Source organism: Inquilinus sp. YAF38 (assembly GCF_052113205.1).
Lineage (GTDB): Bacteria > Pseudomonadota > Alphaproteobacteria > DSM-16000 > Inquilinaceae > Inquilinus.
Window position 1 is genome coordinate 39,680 of the sequence record NZ_JBFRCU010000004.1, and the last position, 26,513, is coordinate 66,192.

Annotated in this window: 21 protein-coding genes; 10 read left to right on the forward strand and 11 right to left on the reverse strand. The window is 67.7% G+C overall.

The window, feature by feature from the left end:
* Window positions 1–13: 13 nt before the first annotated feature.
* Both AB4Z01_RS02680 and AB4Z01_RS02685 read left to right on the forward strand, forming a co-directional pair.
* Window positions 14–1,165: a Gfo/Idh/MocA family protein gene (locus AB4Z01_RS02680; protein WP_441690347.1), complete on the forward strand. Its 1,152-nt coding sequence runs from the start codon at window positions 14–16 to the stop codon at window positions 1,163–1,165.
* A 198-nt stretch (window positions 1,166–1,363) separates the two neighbouring features.
* Complete coding sequence (locus tag AB4Z01_RS02685) at window positions 1,364–2,755, forward strand: FAD-binding oxidoreductase (RefSeq protein WP_441690350.1); 1,392 nt, start codon at window positions 1,364–1,366, stop codon at window positions 2,753–2,755.
* Between the two features lie 48 nt (window positions 2,756–2,803).
* Here AB4Z01_RS02685 and AB4Z01_RS02690 read toward each other — a convergent pair whose 3' ends face one another.
* The 4 genes from AB4Z01_RS02690 to AB4Z01_RS02705 form a co-directional block, all read right to left on the reverse strand.
* Entirely contained in the window at window positions 2,804–3,130 is a 327-nt protein-coding gene (locus AB4Z01_RS02690) for an NIPSNAP family protein (protein ID WP_429230340.1), read from the reverse strand.
* Window positions 3,131–3,211: 81 nt separating this feature from the next.
* The gene (gene der / locus AB4Z01_RS02695) at window positions 3,212–4,627 is read right to left on the reverse strand and encodes a ribosome biogenesis GTPase Der (RefSeq protein ID WP_441690354.1); all 1,416 of its coding nucleotides are present in this window, start codon (window positions 4,625–4,627) and stop codon (window positions 3,212–3,214) included.
* Window positions 4,628–4,640: 13 nt separating this feature from the next.
* Window positions 4,641–5,963: an outer membrane protein assembly factor BamB family protein gene (locus AB4Z01_RS02700; RefSeq protein WP_441690357.1), complete on the reverse strand. Its 1,323-nt coding sequence runs from the start codon at window positions 5,961–5,963 to the stop codon at window positions 4,641–4,643.
* A gap of 11 nt (window positions 5,964–5,974) precedes the next feature.
* Window positions 5,975–6,616, reverse strand: coding sequence for a tetratricopeptide repeat protein (locus AB4Z01_RS02705; protein WP_441690359.1), 642 nt, complete (start codon window positions 6,614–6,616; stop codon window positions 5,975–5,977).
* A 232-nt stretch (window positions 6,617–6,848) separates the two neighbouring features.
* On the opposite strand from AB4Z01_RS02705, the gene AB4Z01_RS02710 reads away from it, so the two are divergent.
* Genes AB4Z01_RS02710 through AB4Z01_RS02720 form a run of 3 tightly spaced genes read left to right on the forward strand, consistent with a single transcriptional unit; the run spans window position 6,849 to window position 8,668 of the window.
* Complete coding sequence (locus tag AB4Z01_RS02710; RefSeq protein WP_441690362.1) at window positions 6,849–7,181, forward strand: DUF2794 domain-containing protein; 333 nt, start codon at window positions 6,849–6,851, stop codon at window positions 7,179–7,181.
* 34 nt (window positions 7,182–7,215) lie between these two features.
* Window positions 7,216–7,983, forward strand: a complete 768-nt coding sequence (locus AB4Z01_RS02715) for an SDR family NAD(P)-dependent oxidoreductase (protein ID WP_441690365.1) — start codon at window positions 7,216–7,218, stop codon at window positions 7,981–7,983.
* 22 nt (window positions 7,984–8,005) lie between these two features.
* Complete coding sequence (locus AB4Z01_RS02720; RefSeq protein ID WP_441690368.1) at window positions 8,006–8,668, forward strand: DUF2625 family protein; 663 nt, start codon at window positions 8,006–8,008, stop codon at window positions 8,666–8,668.
* A 175-nt stretch (window positions 8,669–8,843) separates the two neighbouring features.
* On the opposite strand, the gene AB4Z01_RS02725 is transcribed toward AB4Z01_RS02720, so the two are convergent.
* Window positions 8,844–9,530, reverse strand: a complete 687-nt coding sequence (locus AB4Z01_RS02725) for a B3/B4 domain-containing protein (protein WP_441690370.1) — start codon at window positions 9,528–9,530, stop codon at window positions 8,844–8,846.
* A gap of 49 nt (window positions 9,531–9,579) precedes the next feature.
* Here AB4Z01_RS02725 and AB4Z01_RS02730 point away from each other — a divergent pair, with 49 nt between their 5' ends.
* Window positions 9,580–10,203, forward strand: a complete 624-nt coding sequence (locus tag AB4Z01_RS02730) for a helix-turn-helix domain-containing protein (RefSeq protein WP_441690372.1) — start codon at window positions 9,580–9,582, stop codon at window positions 10,201–10,203.
* Between the two features lie 176 nt (window positions 10,204–10,379).
* Here AB4Z01_RS02730 and AB4Z01_RS02735 read toward each other — a convergent pair whose 3' ends face one another.
* The 3 genes from AB4Z01_RS02735 to AB4Z01_RS02745 form a co-directional block, all read right to left on the reverse strand.
* The gene (locus AB4Z01_RS02735; RefSeq protein WP_441690373.1) at window positions 10,380–11,831 is read right to left on the reverse strand and encodes an NAD-dependent succinate-semialdehyde dehydrogenase; all 1,452 of its coding nucleotides are present in this window, start codon (window positions 11,829–11,831) and stop codon (window positions 10,380–10,382) included.
* 140 nt (window positions 11,832–11,971) lie between these two features.
* A complete protein-coding gene (gene gabT / locus AB4Z01_RS02740; RefSeq protein WP_441690376.1) occupies window positions 11,972–13,252 on the reverse strand; it encodes a 4-aminobutyrate--2-oxoglutarate transaminase in 1,281 nt (426 codons plus the stop codon).
* 86 nt (window positions 13,253–13,338) lie between these two features.
* Window positions 13,339–14,256, reverse strand: a complete 918-nt coding sequence (locus tag AB4Z01_RS02745) for a LysR family transcriptional regulator (RefSeq protein ID WP_441690378.1) — start codon at window positions 14,254–14,256, stop codon at window positions 13,339–13,341.
* 181 nt (window positions 14,257–14,437) lie between these two features.
* Between AB4Z01_RS02745 and AB4Z01_RS02750 the strand changes: the two genes are divergently transcribed.
* The 4 genes from AB4Z01_RS02750 (at window position 14,438) to soxR (ending at window position 23,527) form a co-directional block, all read left to right on the forward strand.
* Complete coding sequence (locus AB4Z01_RS02750) at window positions 14,438–18,460, forward strand: beta strand repeat-containing protein (RefSeq protein WP_441690380.1); 4,023 nt, start codon at window positions 14,438–14,440, stop codon at window positions 18,458–18,460.
* Between the two features lie 124 nt (window positions 18,461–18,584).
* On the forward strand, window positions 18,585–21,674 hold the full coding sequence (locus AB4Z01_RS02755; RefSeq protein WP_441690382.1) for a beta strand repeat-containing protein: 3,090 nt from the start codon (window positions 18,585–18,587) through the stop codon (window positions 21,672–21,674).
* 164 nt (window positions 21,675–21,838) lie between these two features.
* Window positions 21,839–22,996 (forward strand): MFS transporter, encoded by a 1,158-nt coding sequence (locus tag AB4Z01_RS02760; RefSeq protein ID WP_441690384.1) that lies wholly within the window; start codon window positions 21,839–21,841, stop codon window positions 22,994–22,996.
* A gap of 78 nt (window positions 22,997–23,074) precedes the next feature.
* Window positions 23,075–23,527: a redox-sensitive transcriptional activator SoxR gene (gene soxR, locus AB4Z01_RS02765; protein ID WP_441690386.1), complete on the forward strand. Its 453-nt coding sequence runs from the start codon at window positions 23,075–23,077 to the stop codon at window positions 23,525–23,527.
* 6 nt (window positions 23,528–23,533) lie between these two features.
* Here the strand turns inward: soxR and AB4Z01_RS02770 are convergent, their stop codons facing one another.
* Genes AB4Z01_RS02770 through AB4Z01_RS02780 form a run of 3 tightly spaced genes read right to left on the reverse strand, consistent with a single transcriptional unit; the run spans window position 23,534 to window position 26,378 of the window.
* On the reverse strand, window positions 23,534–24,304 hold the full coding sequence (locus AB4Z01_RS02770; protein WP_441690388.1) for an ABC transporter permease: 771 nt from the start codon (window positions 24,302–24,304) through the stop codon (window positions 23,534–23,536).
* Entirely contained in the window at window positions 24,301–25,224 is a 924-nt protein-coding gene (locus AB4Z01_RS02775) for an ABC transporter ATP-binding protein (protein ID WP_441690389.1), read from the reverse strand. The genes AB4Z01_RS02770 and AB4Z01_RS02775 overlap by 4 nt, the downstream gene beginning before the upstream one ends.
* Complete coding sequence (locus tag AB4Z01_RS02780) at window positions 25,221–26,378, reverse strand: ABC transporter permease (protein WP_441690391.1); 1,158 nt, start codon at window positions 26,376–26,378, stop codon at window positions 25,221–25,223. Before AB4Z01_RS02780 ends, AB4Z01_RS02775 begins: the two co-directional genes overlap by 4 nt.
* Between the last annotated feature and the right edge of the window lie 135 nt (window positions 26,379–26,513).

Below are 26,513 nucleotides of genomic sequence, written 5' to 3' on the forward strand. Positions count from 1 at the left end.
GGAGACTCCCCAAATGACCCCCGTCACCCTCGGCATCATCGGCTGCGGCAACATCAGCGACGCGTATTTCCGCGGCGCCGCCGGCTCCAGCCTGGTGCGCGTCAAGGCCTGCGCCGATCTGCGGCGCGAGGCCGCCGAAGCCAAGGCCCAGCAATACGGCGTCACCGCCCTCTCGGTCGACGAGCTGCTGGCCGACCCGGAGATCGAGATCGTCATCAACCTGACCGTGCCGCTGGCCCATGCCGCGGTCGGGCTGCAGATCATCGCCGCCGGCAAGCATGTCTATCTAGAGAAGCCGCTGGCGGCGACGCTGGCCGACGCCCGCGCCCTGGCCGAGGCCGCGGCCAAGGCCGGGCTGCGCATCGGCTGCGCCCCCGACACCTTCCTCGGCGGCGCCCACCAGGCCTGCCGCCGGGTGATCGACGAGGGCCGCATCGGCCAGGTGGTCGGCGGCGCCGCGGCGGTGATCTCGCGCGGCATGGAGATGTGGCACCCGAACCCGGAATTCTTCTTCAAGCCGGGCGGCGGGCCGATCCTCGACATCGGGCCGTACTACGTCACCCAGCTGATCAACCTGCTCGGGCCGGTGAAACGGGTGGCGGCGGTCGCCACCAAGGGCTACCCGACCCGCACCGTCACCAGCGAACCGCTCAACGGCCAGATCATCCAGGTCGAGGTGCCGACCACGGTCAACGGCGTGCTGGAGTTCGAGAGCGGCGCCAACATCTCGCTCACCGCCTCCTGGGACGTGTGGAAGAACAAGCGCATCCCGTTCGAGATCTACGGCACCGAGGGCTCGCTGCTGGTGCCCGACCCGAACTTCTTCGGCGGCGCGCCGCAGATCACCGATCAAGGCGGCGACTGGCAGGATGTCGACATTTCCGCCCATCCCTTCGGCGTGCCGAACCGGCCGCTGAAGGATGGCCGCTCGGTGGCCGACTACCGCATTATCGGCGCGCTCGACATGGCCGTGGCGATCCGCGAGGGCCGGCCGCACCGGGCGTCCGGCGACCTGGCGCTGCACGCGCTGGAGGTGATGGAGGCATTCGCCCTGTCCTCGACCGAGGGCCGGCACGTCACCATCGAGAGCGTCTGCCAGCGGCCGGAGCCGGTGCCGCTCGGCACCGACGAGTCGGTCTTCGTCGCGGCGCGCAAGGCGGCGTAGGCGGATCCTCGCGGCGACACCCCCTCCCCCTAACCCCCTCCCGCGAGGGGAGGGGGGGATGTTGGGACGATTGCTTTTTACTCTCCCCCTCCCCCTGCGGGAGGGGGCAAGGGGAGGGGGCTTTTGCCCTCATCTCCGGCCAGCCTTGATCCACACGGTCACCCCCGCCATTCTCGGCCGTCACCGACCGGGACTGCCATGACCACGCTCGACGCCGCCTTCCTCGCTCGCCTCGACGCGCTGCTCGGCCCGGGCGGCGTGGCGCGGGCCGACGCCTTGGCCGGCCTCGATCCCGGCTACCACCCCGACAATCTGGCGGCCGGTATCCAGGCCTCGCCCCGCACCGTGGACGAGGCCTCGGCGGTGCTGGCGCTGTGCCATGAGGCCGGCGTGTCCGTCGTGCCCCATGGCGGTCGCACCGGCCTGGTCGGCGGCGGCGCCTCGCAGCCCGGGCAGATCGTGCTCAGCACCCGCCGGCTTGATCGGATCATCGAGATCGACACCGCCGCGCGACTTGCCGTGGTCGAGGCCGGGGTGACGCTGCAGCAGCTGCAGGAGGCGGCGGCCGAGCATGGCCTGACTCCCGGCATCGACCTCGCCGCCCGCGGCTCCGCCACCATCGGCGGGCTGATCGCGACCAATGCCGGCGGGATCGAGGCGTTCCGCCGCGGCACCATGCGCCACCGGGTGTTCGGCCTGGAGTTCCTGGGCGCCGACGGCACCGTCGTCTCCGACTTGGTGCGGGTGCTGAAGAACAACACCGGCTACGATCTGAAGGACCTGATCGCCGGGTCGGAAGGCACGCTCGGCCTCGTCACCCGGGCCGTGATCCAGCTGGAACGGCTAGTACCGCCTGCGGCGACGGCGCTGGTCGCCTGCGCCTCGGCCGAGGCGGCGCTGACCGCGGCCGGGCGGCTGCGCGACCGCTTCCCCGGCCGGCTGCGGGCACTCGAGATCCTGTGGCACGCCTATGCCGAGACGGTGGCGCAGGAGCATGGCGTCGCGCTGTCCGGCTTCGGCCTGGACCCGGCGCCGGTCTATCTGCTGACCGAGGCCGAGCAGGACCCGGACATCGACATCGCCGCGGCGATGGAGGCGGAGATCGGGGCGCTGTGGGAGGAGGGGCCGGTGACCGGCGCCGCCCTGGCGCAGAACGAGCGGCAGCGCGAGATGTTCTGGCGCATCCGCGACGATTCCGACGCGGTCAGCCGGCCCTGCCCGGACGCCAAGACCTTCGACGTCTCGGTGCCGCTGTCGGCGCTGCCGGCCTATGTCGCGCGGATCCGCGCCGAGCTGGCGGCGACCTTCTCGCCGGCGATGCGGGTCTATGTCTTCGGCCATCTCGCCGACGGCAACCTGCACGTCATGGTCGGCGACCGGCCGCCGGGATCGGAGGCGCGGATCGAGGCGATCCTCTATGACGGGCTGGCCGAGGCCGGCGGCTCCTTCTCCGCCGAGCACGGCATCGGCCTGGAGAAGCAGGCCGCCTTCCGCCGCTACGGCGACCCGGCCCGGCGGGCGGCGATGGCGGCGATCAAGGCGGCGCTGGACCCGAAGGGGATCCTCAACCCGGGGAAGATCCTGGGGTGAGGGAATGTCGCCTCTCCCGCCGCGCAGGAGAGGCGACGAAGGCGCCGGCTACTTGACCTTGGAGAATGCCGTCGGCTTCAGGATCGTGTTGGTGATGTGCGACACGATCGGGCCGTCGCGCTCGGTCCCCGCGCGCTTCTCCAGCCACTCCGGATCGGTCGCGAAAGCGGTCCATTTCTGCTCCCGCTCGGCCAGGGATTCCCATTCGAGCAGGTAGTACAGGGCCTGGTTGCTCTCGCCGATGTCGACGGTCCAGAAGCCAGCCTGGCGGATGCCGAAGCGCTCCCAGATCTTCAGGGTGATGGTCTCGAAGCGGTTCACCACCGCCGGCAGCTTGCCCGGCACGGCGTAATAGACGCGCAGCTCGTGAATCATTCTGGTCTCCTCCCGCAGGGAAGGGGACTGTGGCCCCGCTTCGGCCCGATTGCAATCGTCCGGCAAAAGGGCCGGCAGCGATCAGTCCTTGTCGGCGTAGGGGTTCTTCGGCTGGCGCAGCACCACCCGGATCGGCACTCCGGCGAGCTTGAAGCTCTCGCGCAGCCCGTTCACCAGATAGCGCAGATAGCTGTCCGGGAATTCCTCCGCCTGGGACACGAACAGGGCGAAGGTCGGCGGCCGGGCTTTCACCTGGGTGATGTAGCGGATCTTCAGCCGGCGGCCGCGCACCAGCTGCGGCGGGTGCGCATCCAGCATCGCCGGCAGCCAGCGGTTCAGCGGGCCGGTGCGGACCCGGCGGTTCCACACCTTGTGGATGTCCAGCACCGCGTCCATCAGCTTGTCCAGCTTCTGGCCGCGCAGGGCGGAGATGGTGACGGTCGGCACGCCGCGCACCTGGGGCATCGAGGTCTGCAGCTTGTCGCTCAGCTGCCGCAGCGCGGCGGCATGGTCCTCGACCGTGTCCCATTTGTTGATGGCGATGACGAGGGCGCGGCCTTCCTCGATCACATGCCGGGCGATGGTCAGGTCCTGCTTGTCCATGATCGCCCCGGCGTCCAGCAGCAGCACGCAGACATGGGCCAGCCGGATGGTCTCCAGCGTGTCGCCGACCGACATGAATTCGAGCTTGTCGTCGATCTTGTCGATCCGCGCCTTGCGGCGCAGCCCGGCGGTGTCGACCAGCTTGATCGCCTGGCCGCGCCAGGTCCAATCGACCATGATCGCGTCGCGGGTGATGCCGGCCTCGGGCCCGGTCAGCACCCGGTTCTCGCGCAGCAGCGCGTTCATCAGGGTCGATTTGCCGACATTCGGCCGGCCGATGATGGCAAGGCGGATCGGACGGGTAAGCTCGACCTCGGGGTCGACCACGTCGCCTTCGCCTTCCTCCTCCGGCATCACCTGGTCGTCGTCCTCGACCAGGGTGTCGTCGTCGGCCGCATCCTCCGGCATCAGCGGCCGCAGCGCGTCCAGCAGGTCGACCAGGCCCTGGCCATGGGCGGCCGAGATCGCCACCGGCTCGCCCAGGCCCAGCGACCAGGCCTCGTGCATCCCGGCCTCGGCGGCGCGGCCTTCGCATTTGTTGGCCACCAGGATGACCGGCCGGCCCTGGCGCCGCAGCCAATTGGCGAAATGCGCATCCAGCGGCGTCACCCCGGCGCGGGCATCGATCATCATCAGCGCGACGTCGGATTCCTGCAGCGCGATCTCGGTCTGCTGCCGCATCCGCGCTTCGAGGCTGTCGTCGAACGCCTCCTCCAGCCCGGCGGTGTCGATCACGCGGAAGGTCAGATGGCCCAGCTGCCCATCGCCGATGCGCCGGTCGCGCGTCACCCCGGGCAGGTCGTCGACCAGCGCGGTGCGCTTGCCGACCAGCCGGTTGAACAGGGTCGACTTTCCGACATTCGGCCGGCCGATGATGGCGAGGGTGAAGGGCATGCGCTCAAACTGCTCAGCGATAGGCGGTCAAGGTGCCGCCCGTGCCGACAATATACAGGGTTCCGTCGGCAATGACCGGGGTGATCCGCGTCGGGTCGGTTTCGAAATTCCCGGTAATCTCGCCGGTCTTGGGCGAGAGCAGCACGCCGTCGCCGGTCGAGCTGGCCAGGATCAGCGTATCACCGGCCAGAACCGGGCCGGTCCAGGTGATCGGGCCTTCCTTGTCCTCGGGGTCGGTCCAGCGCTCCAGCTCGCGCACCCAGCGCACCTTGCCGGTGTTGCGGACCAGCGCCACCACGACGCCGTCATTGGAGACCAGATAGACGGTGTCGCCGGCCACCCAGGGCATCTGGGTGCCGCTGATCGGCTGCTCCCAGACCGTGATCCCCGAGCGCATGTCGATGCCGACCGCCTGGTTGCCGTGGCTGACCGCGACCACCAGTTCGCCGTCGATCGCCGGCAGGGCGGTGATGTCGGCCAGGCCGGCCAGGGCACCCGCAGCACGGGCGGCGCCGCCGCCGACCGTGGCCGACCACACCGGCCGGCCGTTCTCGATCCGCAGGCCGTACAGCTCGCCCGAGGAATAGGGCACCACCACCACGCCGTTGTCGACCGCGGCGCTGCCGCCGCCGAGCAGGGCCGAGGCTTCGGTGATGCCGCTGTGGTTCCACACCTCGGTGCCGGTCTTCGCGTCCAGCACCTCGGTCTGGTTATCGACGGTGATGGTGACGATGCGGCCCTGGGTCACGGTCGGTGCGCCGCGTACCGGCCCGGCCAGCTTGCTGCGCCAGATCAGGCCGCCATTCGACGGGTCGACCGCCACCGCCTCGCCGAAGCCGGTGGTGGCGTAGACCGTGCCGTCGGCATAGGCGGCGCCGCCGCCGATCGGCACGCTGTCCTGCTCCGGATCCGCCACCCGCACCCGCCAGTAGGAGCGGCCGGTGGCGGCGTCGAGCGAGTTCAGCCGGCCGGAGGCGTCGGTGATGTAGACCTTGCCATCGGCGATCACCGGGCCGTTCAGCAGTGCCGTGCTGCTGCTGTCACCGCTGCCGATGCTGCTGCTCCACGCCCGCTGGAACGGGATCTTCAGCGCCAGGTTGCCGTTGACATGGTTCACTGCCCCGCCCGGGTTGCGCCAGTCGGGGTTGGTGCGCACCGCCGGCAGCACGGCCGGCTGCCCGGCATCGGCCGACGGCTCCAGCCCCTGGGTGCGGCTGATCACCGCGATCCGTTCGCCCGGCAGCGGCGTCTTGGCCTCCTTGAACCAGCTGCAGGCGCTGAGCAACCCGGCGAGCGCAAGTATGGAGATCCGGGGCAGCAGGTGGCGTCGCCGCATGGCGTGGTCCCTCAATTGCTCGAAATGCTGAGGAGCTGTTCGGCCCGGCTGCGCACGCCGGGGGACGAGGCCGGGTCCTTCGACAGCGCCTCGAAGATCTCGCGGGCCTTGGCCGCATCTTTCTGGCGCAGGGCCAGCAGGCCCTGCAGCTCGCGCGCCTCGGCGCGCCAGGGTGCACCGTCGGCGGCCAGCGGCGCCAGCTCGTCATTCAGCGCCGCGGGGTCGCCGTCGTCGAGCCGGGCCATGACCGAATAGAGCCGGGCGAGGTCGCGCACCACCGAATTGACGCCGCTGTCGCCGGCGATCTGCTGATAGATCTTGCCGGCCTCGTCGCGCTTGCCGGCGTCGAGAGCGGCGCGCGCCTCCAGCAGGCGGGCCAGGGCCGCCCGGTCGGCGCTGCTGTCGCCGGCGACGGCGGCGTAGATCGAGGCGGCGTTCTGCGGAGTGGCAGCGGCCTGCTGCTGGGCGTTGACCAGGGCCAGGGTCTGCGACTGCGCCTGGCTCTGGCTGTAGCTGCGCCAGCCGACGAAGGCGGCGGTGCCGAGGACGATCGCGACCGCGCCCGCGATGATCAGCGTGCCGTGCCGGTTCCAGATCGCCTTGACGCGATCCTCGCGCAGGGCTTCGTCGACTTCGCGGAAGATATCGGTCATTCACAGGGTTCCGAACAGGGCGCCGCCTCGGCCGGGCGTCGCGGCCGAGCCGCCCTAACTAGACGATTGGTTCGGGGAAGACAATCCAACGGTGTGGCGGCGATATGGCGACGTGCGGAACGATGACAGTCCGGTCGCTCCGGCGACCGCTGCGACTCCGGCTGGACGCGGGGCGAGATTTGTCCAACACTCGGCGGACCGACTCAACGGTGTCGAGGCGTCTCGTCGGCGTATGTCGCAGGTTCTCGATCTCTCTCAGATACGGCGCCGCCGTGGGCGCGTCTATTTCAACCGCGGCGAACTCGGCCGGCTGCTCGGCCTGTATTTCGATCGCGTCGCCGCCGGCGAGTGGCGCGACTACGCGATCGACCACGGGGTCGGTATCGCCGTGTTCAGCGTGTTCCGGCACAGCCATGACCGGCCGCTCTACGGCATCTGCAAGGTGCTGGGCGCGCAGGGGACGGAATACTGCGTCTATGAAGGCCGGCACCGGCTTCGCCGCGGCCACACCCTGGCCGAGGTGCTGGAGATGTTCGAGCGCAAGCTGACGCTGGTCCGCGACTGACCCTGATTCTGTTCATCCCCATCCAGGCGGCATCATGACCGACTTCGCGCACTATCCCAGCCTGCAGGACAGGGCCGTGCTGATCACCGGCGGCGGCTCCGGCATCGGCGCCGCCCTGGTCGAGCATTTCGTCCGCCAGGGCAGTCGGGTGGTGTTCTGCGACATCGATGCGGACTCGTCGCGGGCGCTGGCCGAGCGGCTGGCGGGGGAGGGGCTGGCCGCCCCCGCCTTCCTGCCCTGCGACCTGCGCGACATCGACGCGTTGCGCGCCATGGTGCGGGCGGCGGAGGCGGCAGTCGGGCCGATCCGGGTGCTGGTCAACAATGCAGGCCACGACCAGCGCCACAGCATCGACGAGGTGACGCCGGACTACTGGGACGACCGGCTGGCGGTGAACCTGAAGCACCAGTTCTTCGCCGTGCAGGCGGTACGGCCGGCGATGCGCGAGGCCGGCGGCGGCTCGGTGATCAATTTCGGCTCGATCTCATGGCGCGCCGGGATGGGCGGCATGCCGGCCTACACCACGGCCAAGGCGGCGATCGAAGGCCTGACCCGCAGCCTGGCGCGCGACCTCGGCGCCGAGGGCATCCGGGTCAATTGCGTCCTGCCCGGCGCGGTCCGGACCGAGCGGCAGGTCAAGCTGTGGTACACGCCCGAATACGTCGAGCGGATCATGGCGGCGCAATGCCTGAAGGGCTTCGTCGAGCCGGACGACATCGCCCGCATGGTCGCTTTCCTGGCCTCGGACGACGCCCGCATGTGCACCAGCCAGATGTATGTCGTCGACGGGGGATGGATCTGAGCGGCCGGTCCCTGGCCGCAAGGTGCCTGTTATTCGCTCGCTTGACGATCTTCTCGCCGTAGCCGATCCGGCATGGCCGTCGTTGCGGCGAGAGATCGGCCGTGCCGGCAACCTGGTCGACGTCATCCCACCCGCGCCAACGGCAGCGGCCGATTTGCACCGACTGCAGGTCACTGTGCGCTCGACTCTCGGCGCAGTTATCTACGAGTCCGGCGGACTGCTGATCGACCATGGCTGGGTGCGGCTGCTCGGGTCCGGGGACGATCGGCTGGGTCGCTCGCTCGTCTCCTGGAACCTGATCTGCGGTCTGGCTGTGCCGGGAGATTCGATGCTACTGGTCGGCGATGACGCCGTCGGAGGCCTTTTTGCCGTCAATATCGGTCGGTTTGCCGGCCCGCCGGGCGAGATCCACTATTTTGCGCCCGACAGCCTATCCTGGGATAGCCTCGGCCTTGGCTATTCGGACTTCGTTGCCTTCCTGCTAAACGGGGATCTGGCGGAATTCTACGGCAATGCCCGCTGGGATGGATGGCAGGCGGAGGTCGCGGCCATGGCCGGGCATCAGGCCATGTCGATCTATCCGCCCCTTTGGGCGAAGACATCCGAGACCGGAGAGCGAAGCCGGCGGCCGGTGCCTCTGCAGGAGCTGGTCGGGCTGACGGGAGCGCTCGAAACGCGGCCGTGATCGCTACTCTCTCGTCGATTCTGGTACCATCGATCGCCCCCAACTGGATCTAACGGCCGCGGCCGAAACCCCGCATGCTGCAAGCGACCCGGCATCAGCCGGACCGTCGTGACGCCCCGGGCTCGCCGGGGAGAGGGAAGGCGCGATGTGTGCGATCTGCCCTGGGCCGCTCGGCTCAGGGGCTCAGCAGCGTGCTCTCGATCCGGGCGTCCGGCGCGATCGTGCGGATGCCGTCGGCCAGCTCGTGGCCGACCGCCTCCAGCGCCGCGATCGGCATCGGCTCCAACCGCTCGATCACGAACCACATCTCGGTCGTCGGCAGGTCGAGGCGGGTGCGCGGGCCCTGCCGCCAGTTCCAGCGCCGGCAGGTGACGCCGCGGTCGTCGCGCCAGACGACCTCGCCCGGCTCCGGATGCTCGACCGCGGCCTCGCCGTTCGCCAGCGTCTCGAAGATCTCGTCACCCGTCGCCCGCACCAGCCGCGGCGGACCCGCATAGGCGGCCAGATCCTCGCCGCCGATCGGCACCGCCCAGCGCACGCTCAGCGCGTTGTACAGGTCGACCATGCGGTTGATCGGCGGCAGCCCGCCGTCGCGCTGGGCCCGTTTGCGCAGCGCCTCGGCCGAGCACGGCGTGCGCTGCGGCTTGGCACCGAAGCCGCGATAGGCCTCGCGCCATGCCTCCAGATGTGCCGCCGCCCAGTCCGGCCCCGCCGCTGCAGCCTCGCAGGCCTCGGCCAGCCGAGCCGCGCCGTCGGCGTCACTCGGGCCGTTGCGGGCGCCGCGCGCCACCAGGCTCAGCGCCACGAAATCGGGGCGCAGCCCCCGGATGGCGGGATCGACGACGGGTGGGGCGGACAGCATCGGCTTGGTTCTTTAAAGTGACCGGATATACCAATATGTTGACTAATCTATGACGACCGACGAGGTCAATATGCTGGCCGAGACGGCCGGGATCGACGGGGCTGAGGCGGAGACCACGGCGGCGGTGGCGCGCCGTGTCGCCGAGCTGCGTCGGGCGCGGCGGCTGTCGCTGGACGGGCTGGCCCGGCTGTCCGGCGTCAGCAAGGGCATGCTGGTGCAGATCGAGAACGCCCGCTCCAACCCCTCGATCGCAACGCTGTGCCGGGTGGCCGCGGCGCTCGGCGTCTCGGTGGCGGAGCTGGTGGAGCTGGGCGGCGAGGACGTCGTGCGGCTGGTCGCGCCGGAAGAGGCTGCGCGGCTCTGGGCCGGGCCGGAGGGCGGCCGGGCGGTGCTGCTGGTCGGCAGCGAGGGGCCGGACATGCTGGAGCTGTGGAACTGGGAGATGAAGCCGAAGGAGCGGCACGTGTCCGACCCGCATCCGGCCGGCACGCGCGAGCTGCTGCACGTCACCGCCGGCACGCTGCTGCTCGAGGTCGAAGGCCGGCCGCACGAGGTCCAGGCCGGCACCTCGGTCCTGCTGCACAGCGACCGGCCGCACGCCTATGCCTGCAAGGGCGCGCGGTCGGTCCGCTTCACCATGGCGGTCATGGAGCCGCACGCGGTGCGGCGGTAGAGCCCATTCGGGAGTGCTACTGGCGCGGCTGTCTGACGGCGGTTTCTGCGCTTCCGGTGCTCACGGACCCAAACGTCCGCTGTGCGCCGGTTCTCGAAACCACCGCCACCCGACTCACGCCAGCGCATTCCCAAACGGGCTCTGAGGGGACGGCCGGCGGCCCTCCCGGGTCGCCCCTACGCGCCCATTCCAGCGAGCAGCACGTATTTCAGCTCCACGAACTCCTCGATGCCGTGATGCGAGCCCTCGCGGCCGAGGCCGGATTCCTTGACCCCGCCGAAGGGCGCCACCTCGGTGGCGACGACGCCGGCATTGACGCCGACGATGCCGTAATCCAGCGACTCCGCCACCCGGAACACGCGGCCCAGGTCGCGGGCGTAGAAATAGGCGGCGAGGCCGAAGGGCGTGGCATTGGCCTGGGCCACCACATCCGTTTCGTCGCGGAAGCGGTAGACCGGGGCCAGCGGGCCGAAAGTCTCCTCCTGCGTCACCACCATCTCGGTGGTGGCGCCTGACAGGACGGTCGGCTCGAAGAAGGTGCCGCCCAGCGCATGGCGGTGGCCGCCGGTGACGACCGTGGCGCCCTTGGACACGGCATCGGCGATGTGGCGCTCGGTCTTCTCCACTGCCTCGGCCGTGATCAGCGGGCCCTGGACCACGCCGGGCTCGGTGCCGTTGCCGACCTTCATCGCCTTAACCTTGGCGGCGAAGCGGGCGATGAAGTCATCGTAGACCGCGTCCTGGACATAGATCCGGTTGGCGCAGACGCAGGTCTGGCCCATGTTGCGGAACTTCGAGGCCAGTGCGCCCTCGACCGCGGGGTCGATGTCGGCATCGTCGAACACGATGAAGGGCGCGTTGCCGCCCAGCTCCAGCCCGACCTTCTTCACCGTGTCCGCCGCCTGGCGCATCAGCAGCTTGCCGACCTCGGTCGATCCGGTGAAGCCGACGAACTTCACCGCCGGATGGCCGGTCAGGACGCGGCCGATCTTCGGCGCGTCGCCGGTGATCACGTTCAGCACGCCGGCCGGCACGCCGGCGCGCACCGCCAGCTCGGCCAGGGCCAGGGCGGTCAGCGGCGTCTCCGGCGCCGGCTTGATCACGGCGGTGCAGCCGGCGGCCAGGGCCGGCGAGACCTTGCGGGTGATCATTGCCGCCGGGAAGTTCCACGGCGTGATCGCCGCGACCACGCCGATCGGCTGCTTCATCACCAGGATGCGGGCGTCGGCGCGGTGGCTCGGGATGGTCTCGCCGTAGATGCGCTTGGCCTCCTCGGCATAGAACTCGACGAAGGAGGCGGCGTAGTCGACCTCGCCGCGCGCCTCGGCCAGCGGCTTGCCCTGCTCGCTGGTCATGATCAGGGCGATGTCCTCCTTGTTCGCCAGGATCAGGTCGAACCAGCGGCGCAGGATGGCGGAGCGCTCCTTGGCGGTCTTCTTGGCCCAGGGGCCGAAGGCGGCTTCTGYGGCTTCGACGGCATCGGTCGCTTCGGCCTCGCCGAAGCGGGGCACACGGCCCAGCGTCTCGCCGGTCGCCGGATTGGTCACCGGATCAACGGCCTCGCCGATCCAGGAGCCGCCGATCAGGGCCTGGCTCTTCAGCAGGGTTGGGTCGTTCAGGGTCAGCATAGCGATCTCACGGGGTCACGGAACAGGGGCGCCCCGGTGGGCGCACACTCTCTCGTCATTCCCGCGAAAGCGGGAATCTCTTCGGTCGATGCGTCGCGAGATCCCCGCTTTCGCGGGGATGACGCAGCAGCAGGGACGGGTCAGGCCGCCGCCAAGGCCGTCTCCAGCACGTCCAGGCCTTCGTCGACAATGGCATCGCTGGCGGTCAGCGGCACCAGGATGCGGATGACATTGGCGTTGACGCCGCAGGACAGCAGCACCAGGCCGTTCTCATAGGCCTTCTGCGTCACCTTCTTGGTGGCGTCGGCATCCGGGTCGTAGGCGCCACGCGACTTGACGATCTCGAAGGCGACCATGCCGCCCAGGCCGCGGATGCCGGCGATCGGCAGCAGGTCGTTGCGCCGCGACAGCGTCTCCAGCCGCGCCTTGATCCGGGCGCCGATGGCGTTGGAGCGCTCCAGCAGCTTCTCCTCCTTGAACACCTCCAGCACCGCCAGCGCCGCGGCGCAGGCCAGCGGGTTGCCGGCATAGGTGCCGCCCAGCCCCCCCGGGTCGGCCGCGTCCATGATCGGCGCCCGGCCGATCACGCCGGACAGCGGAAAGCCGCCGGCCAGGCTCTTGGCGACGCAGATCAGGTCGGCCTCGACGTCGAAATGCTCCATCGCGAACATCTTGCCGGTGCGGCCGAAGCCGGTCTGCACCTCGTCGGCGATCAGCACGATGCCGTGCTCGTCGCAGACCCGGCGCAGGGCGCGCATCAGCTCGGCCGGCACATCGTAGAAGCCGCCTTCGCCCTGCACCGGCTCGATGATGATGGCGGCGACGCGCGACGGGTCGACATCGGCCTTGAACAGGAAGCTCAGCGCCTTCAGCGAATCCTCGACGGTGACGCCGTGCTGGGCCACCGGGAAGGGCAGGTGCCAGACCTCGGGCAGCACGGGCCCCAGGCCCTTCTTGTACGGCACCACCTTGCCGGTCATGGCCGAGGCCATCACGGTGCGGCCGTGGAACGCGCCGGTGAAGGAGATCACGCCGCTGCGGCCGGTGGCGGCGCGGGCGATCTTGACCGCGTTCTCGGTCGCCTCGGCCCCGGTGGTGAAGAACACCGACTTCAGCGGGCCGCTGATCGGCGCCAGCGCGTTCAGCTTCTCGGCCAGCTCGATATACGGCTCGTACATCAGCACCTGGAAGCAGGTGTGGGTGAAGTTCGCCATCTGCGCCTGCACGGCGGCGATCACCTTGGGATGGCAATGACCGGTGTTGACCACCGCGATGCCGCCGGCGAAGTCGACATAGCGCTTGCCTTCGACGTCCCAGATCTCGGCGTTCAGCGCGCGGGCGGCGGAGATCGGCGTGGCGTGCCCGACCCCGCGGACGACGGCGGCGTTGCGGCGCTGGAACAGCTCGGCATTGGTGGTCATGAACATCCCCTCGGGTCAGGCTATGCAGAAGGTCGGTGCGGTAGCCGCGTTGAACAATCGCCTAGTTTGAACGTGTCTGGTGCATCCTATGCACCGTCGCCGTTCGGTGTCGCGAACAGATGGCGCAGCCAGCCCCGCAGCGTGGCCAAGCCGGGCTCGTCCCAGCGCGCCGCCTCGGACAGGAAATAATAGCCGCCGAGCCGGATGTCGGACGGCACCATCTCGACCAGCCCGCCGGCGGCCAGATCCTCGCCGGCCAGCACGGCATTGGCCAAGGCGACGCCCTGGCCCAACCGCGCCGCTTCGATCGCCAGATGGGCGTGCCACAGCCGCGGACCGCGCAAGGGCGGCAACTCCGCCACACCGGCCCGGTGCAGCCAGCGCTCCCACTGCTCGGTCGATTCCTCGTGGATCAGCGGCACCCGCAGCAGGTCGGCCGGGGCAGCGACATCGGCATGGCGGGCGCGGAAGGCGGCGCTGGCCACCGGGAAGACGCGCGGGCTGGACAGCAGCTCGGCCCGGACCCCGTCGCGCGGTGCGGCCGCCTCCAGATAGATGATCTCGGCGTCCGCCCCCTCTGGTCCCAAGCCTGCGCGCGAAAAATCGGGTCGGGCCAGGGTCGGCAGCAGGGTGATCTCGTGCTCCGGCAGCAGCGCCTCCAGCTCCGGCAGCTTCGGCAGCACCCGGCGCGAGGCGACGCCGGGGGCGCACCAGATCGCCAGGGTGCGGCGGCGCGGTGCCGACAGCTCGGCGGTGGCGCGCTCGATCAGATCCAGCGCCTGGGCCACCTGGGCCAGATAGCGCTGACCCTCCGGCGTCAGCGCCAGGCCACGCCCGGCCGGCCGCAGCAGCCGGGCGCCCAGCCGCTGCTCCAGGTTGCGGACATGGCGCGACACCACGGTGTGGCTGACCGCCAGCTCCTCCCCCGCGGCGCGGACGCTGCCGAGGCGGCCGACGGCCTCGAAGGCGCGGAGCGCGATCAGCGGAGGCAGGCGTCTGGCCATGGCGGTCTCGGGTGGGGCCAAGGGTCGGGGGCGGCGAGGCGGACCCTAGCACGGCGGCGGCGTAGCCGGGCGTCCGGCCGATATATGAATTTTTTCACGAATTTATAAAATCCGCATTGCCGAGCGGGGCGGAGCCGGGATTAAGCTGGCAAGGGCGCGAGAATGCCGGGAGACACCGGCCGTGGTGCGCCGATTTGAAGGGGGAGAGGATTTCATGCCGGTATTTTGGGGAACGGCGGCTGCCGACAGGATCGTCGGCAGCGCCGGAGCGGACCAGATTTACGGCCAGGCCGGTGCCGACACGCTCTATGGCGCGAGTGGCGACGACTGGCTGAACGGGGGCCTGGGCAGCGACCTCATGGTCGGAGGGCTCGGCAATGACGTCTACTACGTCGCCGCGGCCGGCGATGGGGTGGTGGAGCGCGCGGGTGAAGGCACCGACTCGGTGCTGGCTTGGATCAGCTACCAGCTCGCCGCCAATGTCGAGCATCTGACGCTGTCCGGGACGGCCGATCTGTCCGGCACCGGCAACGCGCTGAACAACACCATCATCGGCAACGCCGGGAACAACGTGCTCAACGGCGGCGCCGGGACCGACACGCTGGCCGGGGGCAAGGGTAACGACGTCTACGACGTCGACTCGGCCAGCGACCGGGTGCAGGAGGCGGCGAACGAGGGCTATGACCGGGTGCGGTCATCGGTCAGCTTCGCGCTCGGCGCCAATCTCGAGGAGCTGAACCTGACCGGCTCGGCCGCTATCAACGGCACTGGCAATGCTCTCGCTAACACGATTGTCGGGAACGCCGGAAACAACCTGCTCAACGGCGCCGCCGGGGACGACGTGCTGATCGGCGGCAAAGGCGACGACATCTATCTCGTTGGCGCGGCGGGCGACCGGGTGGTCGAACAGGCGGGCGAGGGCTTTGACCAGGTGCAGGCCTGGGTGAGCCATCAACTCTCCGCCAATGTCGAGGCCCTGACCCTGCAAGGCACAACCRCCATCAACGGCTTCGGCAACGCGCTGGACAACCTGATCACCGGCAATACTGGGAATAACGTGCTTAACGGCGGCGCCGGTGACGACACGCTGGTCGGCGGGCAGGGTGACGACGTCTACGACGTCGACTCGTCCGGCGACCGAGTCCAGGAGGCGATCAACGGGGGCCATGACCGGGTGCGAACATCGGGCAGCTTTACGCTCGGCGCCAATTTCGAGGACCTGAACCTGATCGGTGCGGCCGCCGTCAACGGCACCGGCAATGCGCTTGCCAACACCATCATCGGCAATGCCGCGAACAATGTGCTCAACGGCGCCGCCGGCGACGATCTGCTGATCGGTGGCAAGGGCGACGACATCTACTACGTCGGTTCGGCAGGCGACCGGGTGGTGGAGCGTACCGGCGAGGGCTTCGACCAGGTTCACGCCTGGACCGGCCATCAGCTTTCCGCCAATGTCGAGGCCCTGATCCTGCAGGGCACGGCCGGCATCAATGGCTTCGGCAACGCACTGGACAACCTGATCATCGGCAATGCCGGGAACAACGTGCTTAACGGCGGCACCGGGAACGACACGCTGGTCGGGGGCAAGGGCAACGACGTCTACGACGTCGACTCGGTCGGCGACCGGGTCCAGGAGGCGGCGAATGAAGGATGGGACCGGGTGCGGTCGTCGGTCCCCTTGGTGCTCGGAGCCAATCTCGAAGAGCTGAACCTGACCGGCACGGCCGCCATCAACGGCACGGGTAATGTGCTCGCCAACACGATTGTCGGCAATGCGGCAGCCAACGTGCTGACCGGCGGATCCGGGGATGACACACTGGATGGCAAGGCCGGAAACGACCGCTTGGTCGGTGGTGTCGGCAACGACATCTACGTGGTCGATTCGACGAACGATCAGGTGGTCGAGCTTGCCGGCGAAGGCATAGATCGGGTGCGGGCGTCAGTGAGCCATACGCTCGTCGCGAATGCCGAAGATCTCAATCTGACCGGCGCGGGTGCCATCAACGGCACCGGCAACGCTTCGGCCAACACCATCATCGGCAATGCCGGGGCCAACGTGCTGACCGGCGGAGCCGGGGACGATATGCTCTTTGGCGGCGCGGGAGACGATGCTTTGTATGGCGGTTCGGGACGAGATCGCCTCTATGGAGGGACCGGTTCGAACACTCTGGGCGGCGGGATTGGGGATGACATCTACGTCACGGATAACGACCTGCACTTTTACGACCCGTGGAATTTGGACATCCTCGTCGAGCGTGCAGGCGAGGGGACCGATCTCGTCATCGCGTCGCACGCCTATGCTCTGGCGGACAACATCGAGAACCTTGTCCTAGTCGGCACGGAGGACGGCGAGGCCATCGGCAATCGGCTCTCGAACTCCATCACCGGAAACATTGGTGACAACGTCCTCGACGGCCGCGAAGGGAATGACCGGCTGGCGGGGGGCGAAGGTGACGACACCTATATCGTGGACAGAGTCGGCGATATCGTCATCGAAAACAGCAATTCCGGGATTGATACGATCCGCTCGCAGTTTGACTACGTGATGGGCGCGAATATCGAGAACCTCGTCCTCGAAGTACCGCGTTCATTCGATCCAGCGCATGGAACCGGCAATGAGCTGAACAATACGATCTGGGGGAGTGACGGTGACGATGTCCTGGATGGACGAGGCGGCAACGACACTCTCATCGGCGGAGCCGGCCTCAATACCTACCTCGTCGACTCTGCAGGAGATATCGTTGTCGAAAGCGACAGTGTCTTCTCTGCCGGAGTTGTTCGAGCCACCGTCAGCTATGCCCTCGGCGCCAATATTGGCAGCCTGGTCCTGCTTGGTGGCGCAAATCTTAACGGTACAGGAAACGCGACAGACAATCGGATTGAGGGGAACAGTGGTAACAACATCCTCCGCGGAGAGGGTGGAATTGACTATTTGACGGGTGGTCTGGGTCGAGACCAAGTGTATGGTGGTGATGGAGATGACTACATATACACAAATAAGTTGCATATAATGTCTGGGGAGATCTATGATGGGGGCTTGGGTTATGATCAGATCGAGCTGACTTTTGATTCCGGATTATCGAATGGATTCATCGATATCAGCGGATTGAGGATCGATGGCGTCGAGTCGATCATGAGTTTTTATCAGGTAACCAAGATGACTATGGCGCAGGCCGCCCAATTCTCCGAGTTGGATACGTATGGCCTGCAGCTTTCTGATGGCGGTGTTCTCGATCTGACGGCGAATCCGAACGTATCGGTCGGATGGTTCATCCTTTCAGACCAGGGCACTACCCTCAATCTGACCGGGCGGACGAACCCAAGCGTGGTCGACGGAGGGGCAGGCGCGGACACGATTCTCGGTGGGACCTACTCCAATCAAATTACCGGGGGCGGCGGTGACGACTATATTGTCAGTGGGGGTGACAATAATTCTAGTCTCGAGGGTGGGGGTGGAAACGACCGCATCGATGCAAGCCAGGGTAATGACTCATTTATCAATGGAAATGACGGTGCAGATATTATCGATGGTAGGGCTGGAGACGACGCGCTCTCTGGCGATGCCGGAGATGATCGCCTTATCGGCGGCGGAGGCGACGACCGCCTTGATGGCGGGGTCGGAAATGACATCATGGTCGGTGGCCTCGGCCGCGACTCCTATAATGTGGATTCCCTGAACGACATCGTCACGGAACTACCCGGAGAGGGGATCGACACCGTCCTGTCGTCGCTGAGCTACGCACTCGGGGCCAGTCTCGAGAACTTGATCCTATGGGGAACCAGCATAATCGACGGCACAGGAAATGAGCTCGACAACACGTTGGAAGGCAGCGCCGCCGCCAACGTCCTGTCGGGGAGATCGGGCAGTGACACGCTGCTCGGGTATGCCGGAAATGACACCCTGATCGGCGGCGGCGGCGGCGATTCATTCGCTTACTTCGGCAGCCGCAATCAAGGTGTGGACACCATCGTCGACTTCAGTTCCGCGCAGGGTGACAAACTGCTGTTCCAGGGGGTGCTCCACGGCACCTTTAATTATCTTGGAACGGCGTCGTTCACGGGCAGTGGCAATAGCCAAGCGCGCTTCGCCGCCGGGCAACTGCTCGTCGATACGGACGGCGACGGCACAGCGAACATCACCGCGAACCTGACCGGGATCACTGCCGCGTCCCAGCTCCACGCTTCCGACTTCGTGTTCACCTGAGACGTCGGCGGCCGGCATCGGCCGGCCGAAGCGGACCGGACGCTACGGCTCAATCGGCATCGCGCAGCTTGGCCGAAACGATACCGGGCACCAGCGCGCGGAATTTTAAGGGGGAGAAAATTTCATGACCGTATTTTGGGGAACGGCGGCTGCCGACGCGATCCTCGGCAGCGCCGGGGCGGACCAGATCTACGGCCAGGCCGGCAACGACACGCTCTATGGCTCGGGCGGCGAGGACTTGCTGAATGGAGGCCTGGGCAACGACCTGATGGGCGGAGGGCTCGGCGACGACGTCTACTATGTCGCCGCAGCCGGCGATACGATCGTGGAGCGCGCGGGCGAAGGCACCGATTGGGTGCTGGCCTGGGTGAGCTATCAGCTTGCCGCCAATGTCGAGCATCTGACGCTCTCCGGGACGGCCGACCTGACCGGCATGGGCAACGCTCTCAACAATACCCTCATCGGCAATGCCGGGAACAACATCCTCAACGGCGCCGCCGGCGACGATCGGCTGGTCGGGGGTGAGGGTAACGACGTCTATCTTGTCGGCGCGGCCGGCGACCGCGTGGTTGAGCAAGCAGGCGAGGGCAATGACAAGGTGCTCGCCTGGGTCAGCCATCAACTCGCCGCCAATATCGAGGCTCTTGTCCTACAGGGCACGGCTGCCATCAATGGCACTGGCAATGCACTGAACAACACAATCGCCGGCAATGCCGGGAACAACGTCCTCAACGGCGCCGCCGGTGACGATCTGATGATCGGAGAAGCCGGCAATGACACCTATTATGTCGCCGCAGCCGGCGACCGCGTGGTTGAGCAGGCAGGCGAGGGCGCCGACCAGGTGCTCGCCTGGATTAGTCATCAGCTCGCCGCCAATGTCGAGATCCTGATCCTGCAAGGTATGGCGTCCATCAGCGGCACCGGCAACGCGCTGAACAACACAATCATCGGCAATGCCGGCGACAACGTGCTCAACGGCGGTGTGGGGAGCGACACTCTGGCTGGGGGCACGGGCAATGACGTCTACGATGTCGACTCGATTGGTGACCGTGCCCAGGAGGCAGCGAACGAGGGCTATGACCGGGTACGATCAGCGGTCAGTTTCACGCTCGGCGCCAATATTGAGGAACTGAATCTGACCGGCACGGCCGCTATCGACGGCACCGGCAACGCAYTGAACAACACCATCATCGGCAATGCCGGGAACAACGTCCTCAACGGCGGGACGGGGAACGACACGCTGGTCGGGGGCAGTGGTGGAGATATCTACGACGTGGACTCGGCCGGCGATCGGGTTCAGGAAGCGGCGGGCGGGGGCCATGACCTGGTGCGGTCCTCGGTCAGCTTCGCGCTCGGCGGCAATCTCGAGGATCTGACCCTGACCGGTACCGCCGCCATCAACGGCACCGGCAATGCGCTGGCCAATACCATCACCGGCAATGCCGGAAACAACCTGCTCAACGGCGCCGCCGGCAACGACCTGCTGATCGGGGGCAAGGGCGACGACATCTACTATGCCGCCGCGGCCGGAGACCGGGTCGTGGAACTGGCGGGCGAGGGTCTCGATCAGGTCGTGGCTTGGATCAGCTATCGGCTCACCACCCATGTCGAGAACCTCACCTTGGCAGGCACAGCTGACCTAGACGGCGCCGGCAACTATTGGAACAACACCATCATCGGCAATGCCGGGAACAACGTGCTTAGTGGCGGCGTGGGCGACGACCTGCTCATCGGTGGCGACGGGGCCGACAAACTCTACGGCGATGCCGGCCGCGATCGTCTCTATGGTGGTGCCGGGAACGATACATTCTATGTCGAGATCGCTCATTTCGCGGCGGGCGAAGTCTACGATGGTGGAGCAGGCGCGGACGGACTTTTTATATCGAACGGCGTCGCTGGTAATGGTGTCATCGATCTGTTTGCCCTTTCATTGGTCGGAGTCGAGGCTATTTTTGGGTCATCGACCGAAGTCATGAATATTACATGTCAACAAATTAACAATCTCAATAAGATATCTGTCAACGTGCTGAATGTTCATGATAGTGGATTCATTGATTTGTCGGATATGGCGTATTTCAACGCTTCTCATTTCAATCTGAACGGCTTCGGGAATGTGGTGGATGTCGGGTCCGGCTTCGATGATTTGATTATCAGCGGTGGGGTTGGGGACGATAAGATCACCGGCGGCACTTTTTCTATCGGTGGGGGTGGCGATGATATTCTTGTAGCCTCCACACACGGCGCGACTCTTCGTGGCGGGGCCGGTGACGATACCCTGAGCGGCGGTGCGGGTGGGGACTTGCTCTATGATGGAGCCGGGGTTGACGATGTGTTCGGCGCTGGCGGAAGCGACGTCTTGTTTCTCACCGCGGGTGATGTTGCCCTTGGTGATCGGTATGATGGCGGCTTGGGTCGCGACACGATTGAGGTATCACCGATTTCCACTATTGATATATCTGCTGCTGAGATTTCGGGATTTGAATATTTGAGCGCGTTTGGAGTCCGTGCAAGTGCATCGCAGATCGACTCTTTCTCGGAAATAAGTGTAACGACAATAGAGCTAACAACATCAGGAGTTGTCGAATTTTCTAGTCAAGATGTCATATATCTTCGTGAGATAATTCTGTCATCTCAAGGAAATACTATAGAAATGGGGGCCGGTGGCTTCTTTGTTACCGGTGGTGCGGGAAATGATGTGATAAATGGTGGAAATTGGGACGATGTAAATACAGGTGGTGCGGGAAATGATGTGCTCTCCGGGAGAGGAGGCCAGGATGCTTTGAGTGGAGAGGCAGGGGACGATTATATTCGTGGCGATTCCAATGGTGATGGCTTGGTCGGAGGCGACGGAAACGACACCCTCTCGGGTGGCGATGGCGGTGACTATCTGGTCGGTGGAGCCGGAAACGACCTTCTCACCGGTGGAGCCGGAGATGACTATTTTCGATTTTCAGCACTCTCGGACGGCCGCGACACAATATCAGATTTCAGCTCGGCGCAAGGTGACAGGTTGGAATTCGAGAATCTTCTTCACGGTTCCTTCAGCTACCGCGGTACGGCCGCCTTCACCGCCAGCGGCAACAGCGAAGCGCGGTTCGATGGGGGCATCGTCTTGGTCGACGCGAATGGCAACGGTGTTGCGGATATCACGATCATCCTGACCGGCATCTCCGCGGCCACGCAGCTGACTGCCACAGATTTTACGATATGGTGAGTGGAATCGACCGGCCTCGTCCCAGCATTCAATAGCTGGGACGAGGCTATGAGGCCCTTTGGTCGCCCCGCATTTCCCGAATGCTGCATTGCAGCATTCGTATGACCTGTCGCGAAGGTAAGCGCGCATCTTAGGGGCGATATCCCGTCACCGGATTCGCCCTCATGCCGCTGCCGCTCTTCGCTCTGGCCGTTGCCGCGTTCGGCATCGGCACCACCGAATTCGTGATCATGGGCCTGCTGCCCGATGTGGCGCGGGACCTCGGCGTCACCATTCCGGCGGCCGGCATGCTGGTCTCGGGCTATGCCCTCAGCGTCACCATTGGCGCGCCGATCGTCGCGCTGCTGACGGCGAAGCTGCCGCGCAAGACCGTGCTGCTCGGGCTGATGGGCGTCTTCGTCCTCGGCAATCTGATGTGCGCGCTGGCGCCCGACTACTGGTCGCTGATGGCGGCGCGGGTGCTGACCGCGCTGTGCCACGGCGCCTTCTTCGGCATCGGCGCCGTCGTCGCCGCCGGGCTGGTGCCGCGGCACCAGCGCTCCCGCGCCATCGCGCTGATGTTCTCCGGCCTCACCCTGGCCAATGTGCTGGGCGTGCCCTTCGGCACCGCGCTCGGCCATGTCGCCGGCTGGCGCGCCACCTTCGGCGCGATCGTGCCGATCGGCATCGCCGCCGCCCTGGCCATCGCCTTCATCCTGCCGCGCGACCGCGAGGCGCCGGCCGGGAACCTGCTGTCCGAATTCTCGGTGCTGCGCAAGCCGCAGGTGCTGCTGGCCATGGCGCTCAGCATCCTGTCTTCGGTCAGCCTGTTCTGCGTCTTCACCTACATCACGCCGATCCTCGAGACCGTCTCCGGCCTGACGCCGCAGGGCGTCACCACCGCGCTGCTGCTGTTTGGCGTCGGCATCACCGTCGGCAACCTGTTCGGCGGCCGTCTGGCCGACTGGCGGCTGATGCCGGCGGTGATGGCCAGCTTCACCGCGCTGGCCGTGGCCTGCGCCGGCTTCGGCCTGGCTGCGCCCTTCACCATCCCCGCGGTGGGGGCGATGGTGCTGTGGGGCGTGGTCCAGTTCAGCCTCGGCGCGCCGCTGCAGACCCGCGTGGTCGACCAGGCGCATGAGGCGCCGAACCTGGCCTCGACCCTGAACCAGGGCGCCTTCAACCTCGGCAACGCCGCCGGTGCCTGGCTCGGCGGCGCGGCGATCACCGCCGGCATGCCCTATGGCCAGATCCCCTATCTCGGCGCTGCCGTCGCCGTGATCGGCCTCGCCGTCGCGGTGCTGTCCTACACGCTGGAGAAGCGCGCCCCGGCCCTGGCCTGAAGCGCCCCTTCCGGCTTGATCGAGGCGAGCACCAAGCTCAACTTAGCTTGAATGCTCGATCGGCACGGTGGCGGAGCCATGGACGGAGTCCTGACGATCAACCAGGTGTCGCGGCGCAGCGGCGTCGCCGCCTCAGCGCTGCGCTATTACGAGGCGCGGGGGCTGATCCGGTCCGAGCGCGCCGGCTCCGGCCACCGCCGCTTCCCTCGGGCGGTGCTGCGGCGGATCGCCTTCATCGTCTTCGCCCAGCGCCTCGGCATGTCGCTGGAGGAGGTGAAGGCGGAGCTGGACACGCTGCCGACCGACCATATCCCGACCGGCGAGGACTGGTCGCGCCTGTCCGGCGGCTGGACCCGCCGGATCGACGAGCGGATCGCGGAGCTGGAGCGGCTGAAATCCGGCCTCGCCGGCTGCATCGGCTGCGGCTGCCTGTCGCTGTCCACCTGCGGCCTGGTCAACCCGGCGGACCGTGCCGCCCGGCTGGGGCCGGGGCCGCGAGCCTGGGTCAGCGACGACAAGCGGCGAGGCTGAGGCGTCTCAAGCCCGCTTCCAGCGCTGAAGCAGCTCGGTGACGCGGCCGAGGGCGAGGTCGGCCAGCACCGCCAGCGTGCCCACCACCAGCGCGCCCTGGATGACATAGGCCAGGTTGTTGCCGTTCAGCCCGACGATGATCGGCGTGCCCAGGGTCCGGGCACCGACGGTCGAGGCGATCGCCGCGGTGCCGATGTTGATCGCGACCGAGGTGCGGATGCCGGCCAGGATCACCGGCGCCGCCAGCGGCAGCTCGACCGACCACAGCCGCCGGGCCGGCCCCATGCCCATGCCCTCGGCCGCGTCGCGCGCCGCCGGCGGCACCTGCTCCAGCCCGGCGATGGTGTTCTCGACGATCGGCAGCAGGCCGTACAGCGACAGGGCGATCAGCGCCGGCCACGCGCCGAAGCCGATCAGCGGCACCGCGATCGCCAGTACCGCCACTGGCGGGAAGGTCTGGCCCATCGCCGTCACGGTCTCGACCAGGCCGCGGAACTCGGCCCCGGACCGGCGGGTGACGAAGATGCCTGCGGCGACGCCGATGACGATCGCGATCAGGCTCGACGCCCCGACCAGCAGCACATGGGCCAGCACCAGGCCCGGGAAGCTGTCGGCTTCGTAGAAAGGCCGTTCCAGTTGCGGGAACCAGGCGGCGAAGATCGGCTTGGTCAGCGGCAGCCCGAACACCAGCGCGGCGAAGCCGGCCGCCAGCCACAGCAGCGGGTCGCGCCAGGGCTGCCAGCCCGGACGCGGAGAGGCTGCGGCGGCGACGCTCACGCTCGCACCAGGTCGTCGAGATGCAGGGCGCCCAGCGGCTTGCCGTCCGCCGCCGCCACCGGGGCGCTGTCGGCATGGCGCGCCACCAGGATCGACAGCGCGGTGCGCAGCGAGGCGTCGGCCGGGATCGGCGCGCCTTCGGCCGCCTCGCCGGGCCGCACCCGGTCGGCCGCCGTCTCGGTCGCCAGCAGCTTCAGCCCCAGATCGTCGCGGCCGATGAAGTCGCGTACGAAGTCGTTGACCGGTGACGTGAGGATCTCGCGCGGGCTGCCCAACTGCACCAGCCTGCCATGATCGAGGATGGCGATCTGGGTGGCCAGGCGCAGCGCCTCGTCCATGTCGTGGGTGAYGAAGACGATGGTCTTGCCGGTCTCGCGGTGGATCCGCGCCATCTCCCCCTGCAGCGCATCGCGGGTGATCGGGTCCAGCGCGCCGAAAGGCTCGTCCATCAGCAGCACCTCGGGGTCGGCCGCCAGCGCCCGGGCGACGCCGACCCGCTGCTGCTGCCCGCCGGACAGCTGGTGCGGGTATTTTTCCGCAAAGCGCGGGTCGAGCTGCAGCAGCGCCAGCAGCTCGCGCACCCGGTCGTCGATCCTCGGCTGCGGCCAGCCCAGCAGGGCCGGCACCGCGGCGATGTTGCGGGCCACGGTCCAGTGCGGGAACAGCCCGATCGACTGGATCGCATAGCCCATGCGCCGGCGCAGCGTCTCGACCGGGATCGCCGCCACATCCTCGCCGCCGACCCTCAGGCTGCCGGAGGAGTGCGGGATCAGCCGGTTGATCATGCGCAGGCTGGTCGACTTGCCGGAGCCGGAGGAGCCGATCAGGGCGCAGAAGGCGCCCTTGGGGATGCTCAGGGTCAGGTCGTCGACGGCCTTGACGCCGTCGAAGACTTTGCTGACATGCTCGAACTCGATCATGCGGCTCTCCTTGCCGAAGAGGGCAGGGCGTCGACCAGGATGCGGAACAGAGCGTCCACCACCACCGCCATCAGGATGATCGGCAGGGCGCCCAGCAGCACCAGGTCGAGGGCGTTGGCGAACAGGCCCTGGAACATCACGGCGCCCAGCCCGCCGGCGCCGATCAGGGCCGCCACCGCGGCCAGGCCGATCGCCTGGATCAGGGTGATGCGCAGGCCGGACAGGAACACCGGCAGGGCCAGCGGCACCTCGACCTTGCGGAAGATCTGGCGCCTTGTCATGCCGATGCCGCGGGCGGCGTCGATCACCCCGGCCTCGACCTGGTCCAGCCCGGCGGCGGTGTTGCGGGCGATCGGCAGCAGCGAATAGAGGGTGAGGGCGATCACCGCCGGGGTCAGGCCGATGCCGCTGATGCCAAGCCAGGGCAGGGCGGCGGACAGGGCCGACAGCGGCGCGATCAGCAGGCCGAACAGCGCGATCGACGGTACGGTCTGGATGATACCGAGGATGGAGAAGATCGGCCCGCGCGCGGCGGCGGAGCGATGCGCGGCGATGCCGAGCGGAACGCCGATCAGCAGCGTCGGCACCAGCGCCAGCCCGACCAGCAGCAGGTGGCGCAGCACCTGCGGGCCGAACACGCCGTGCTGCTGGACATATTCCTTCATCAACGACAGCTGGTCGACCGCGCCGCCGGCGATCAGCGCCGCGACCGGCACCGCCAGCAGCAGCGCCGCGCTCAGCCGGGCGAGGGGGCCGAGCTGCAGCCGGCGGGCGCCGTCGGCCGCGGCCAGCAGCGCCGCCAGGGCCAGCACCCAGAAGCCGGCACCGAGCGAGGTGCGGGCCGAGGGCCGGGCGCCGGCCGCCAGCACTTCTGCCTGCATCCMCGCCAGCCAGACCAGGCCGACGGCGATGCCGATGCCGGCGACCAGCTGCAACGTCAGCGTCCAGCGCCGGGACGGCACGGCGGCGCCCACCAGCAGCAGGACGGCCGCCGCGACCGGCAGCGCCGCCCAGGGGCCGGCGAGGTCGAGCGCGCCGATCGGCTTGCCGGACAGCAGCCGGTTCGGCGCATGGGTCAGGATCGGCAGCGCCATCCCCCCGGCCAGCGCCGCCAGCCCCAGCACCAGCAGCACGCGGTTGCGGATGACGGTCATCGTGGGGACACCGCGAAGGGTGCCGAATATTCAATTCTCCCCCTCCCCCTGCGGGAGGGGGGCGGGGGGAGGGGGCTGTCGCAGCTCAAACCCGCCGACGACCGCAAGGCGGCACAAAACCCCTCCCCCTTGCCC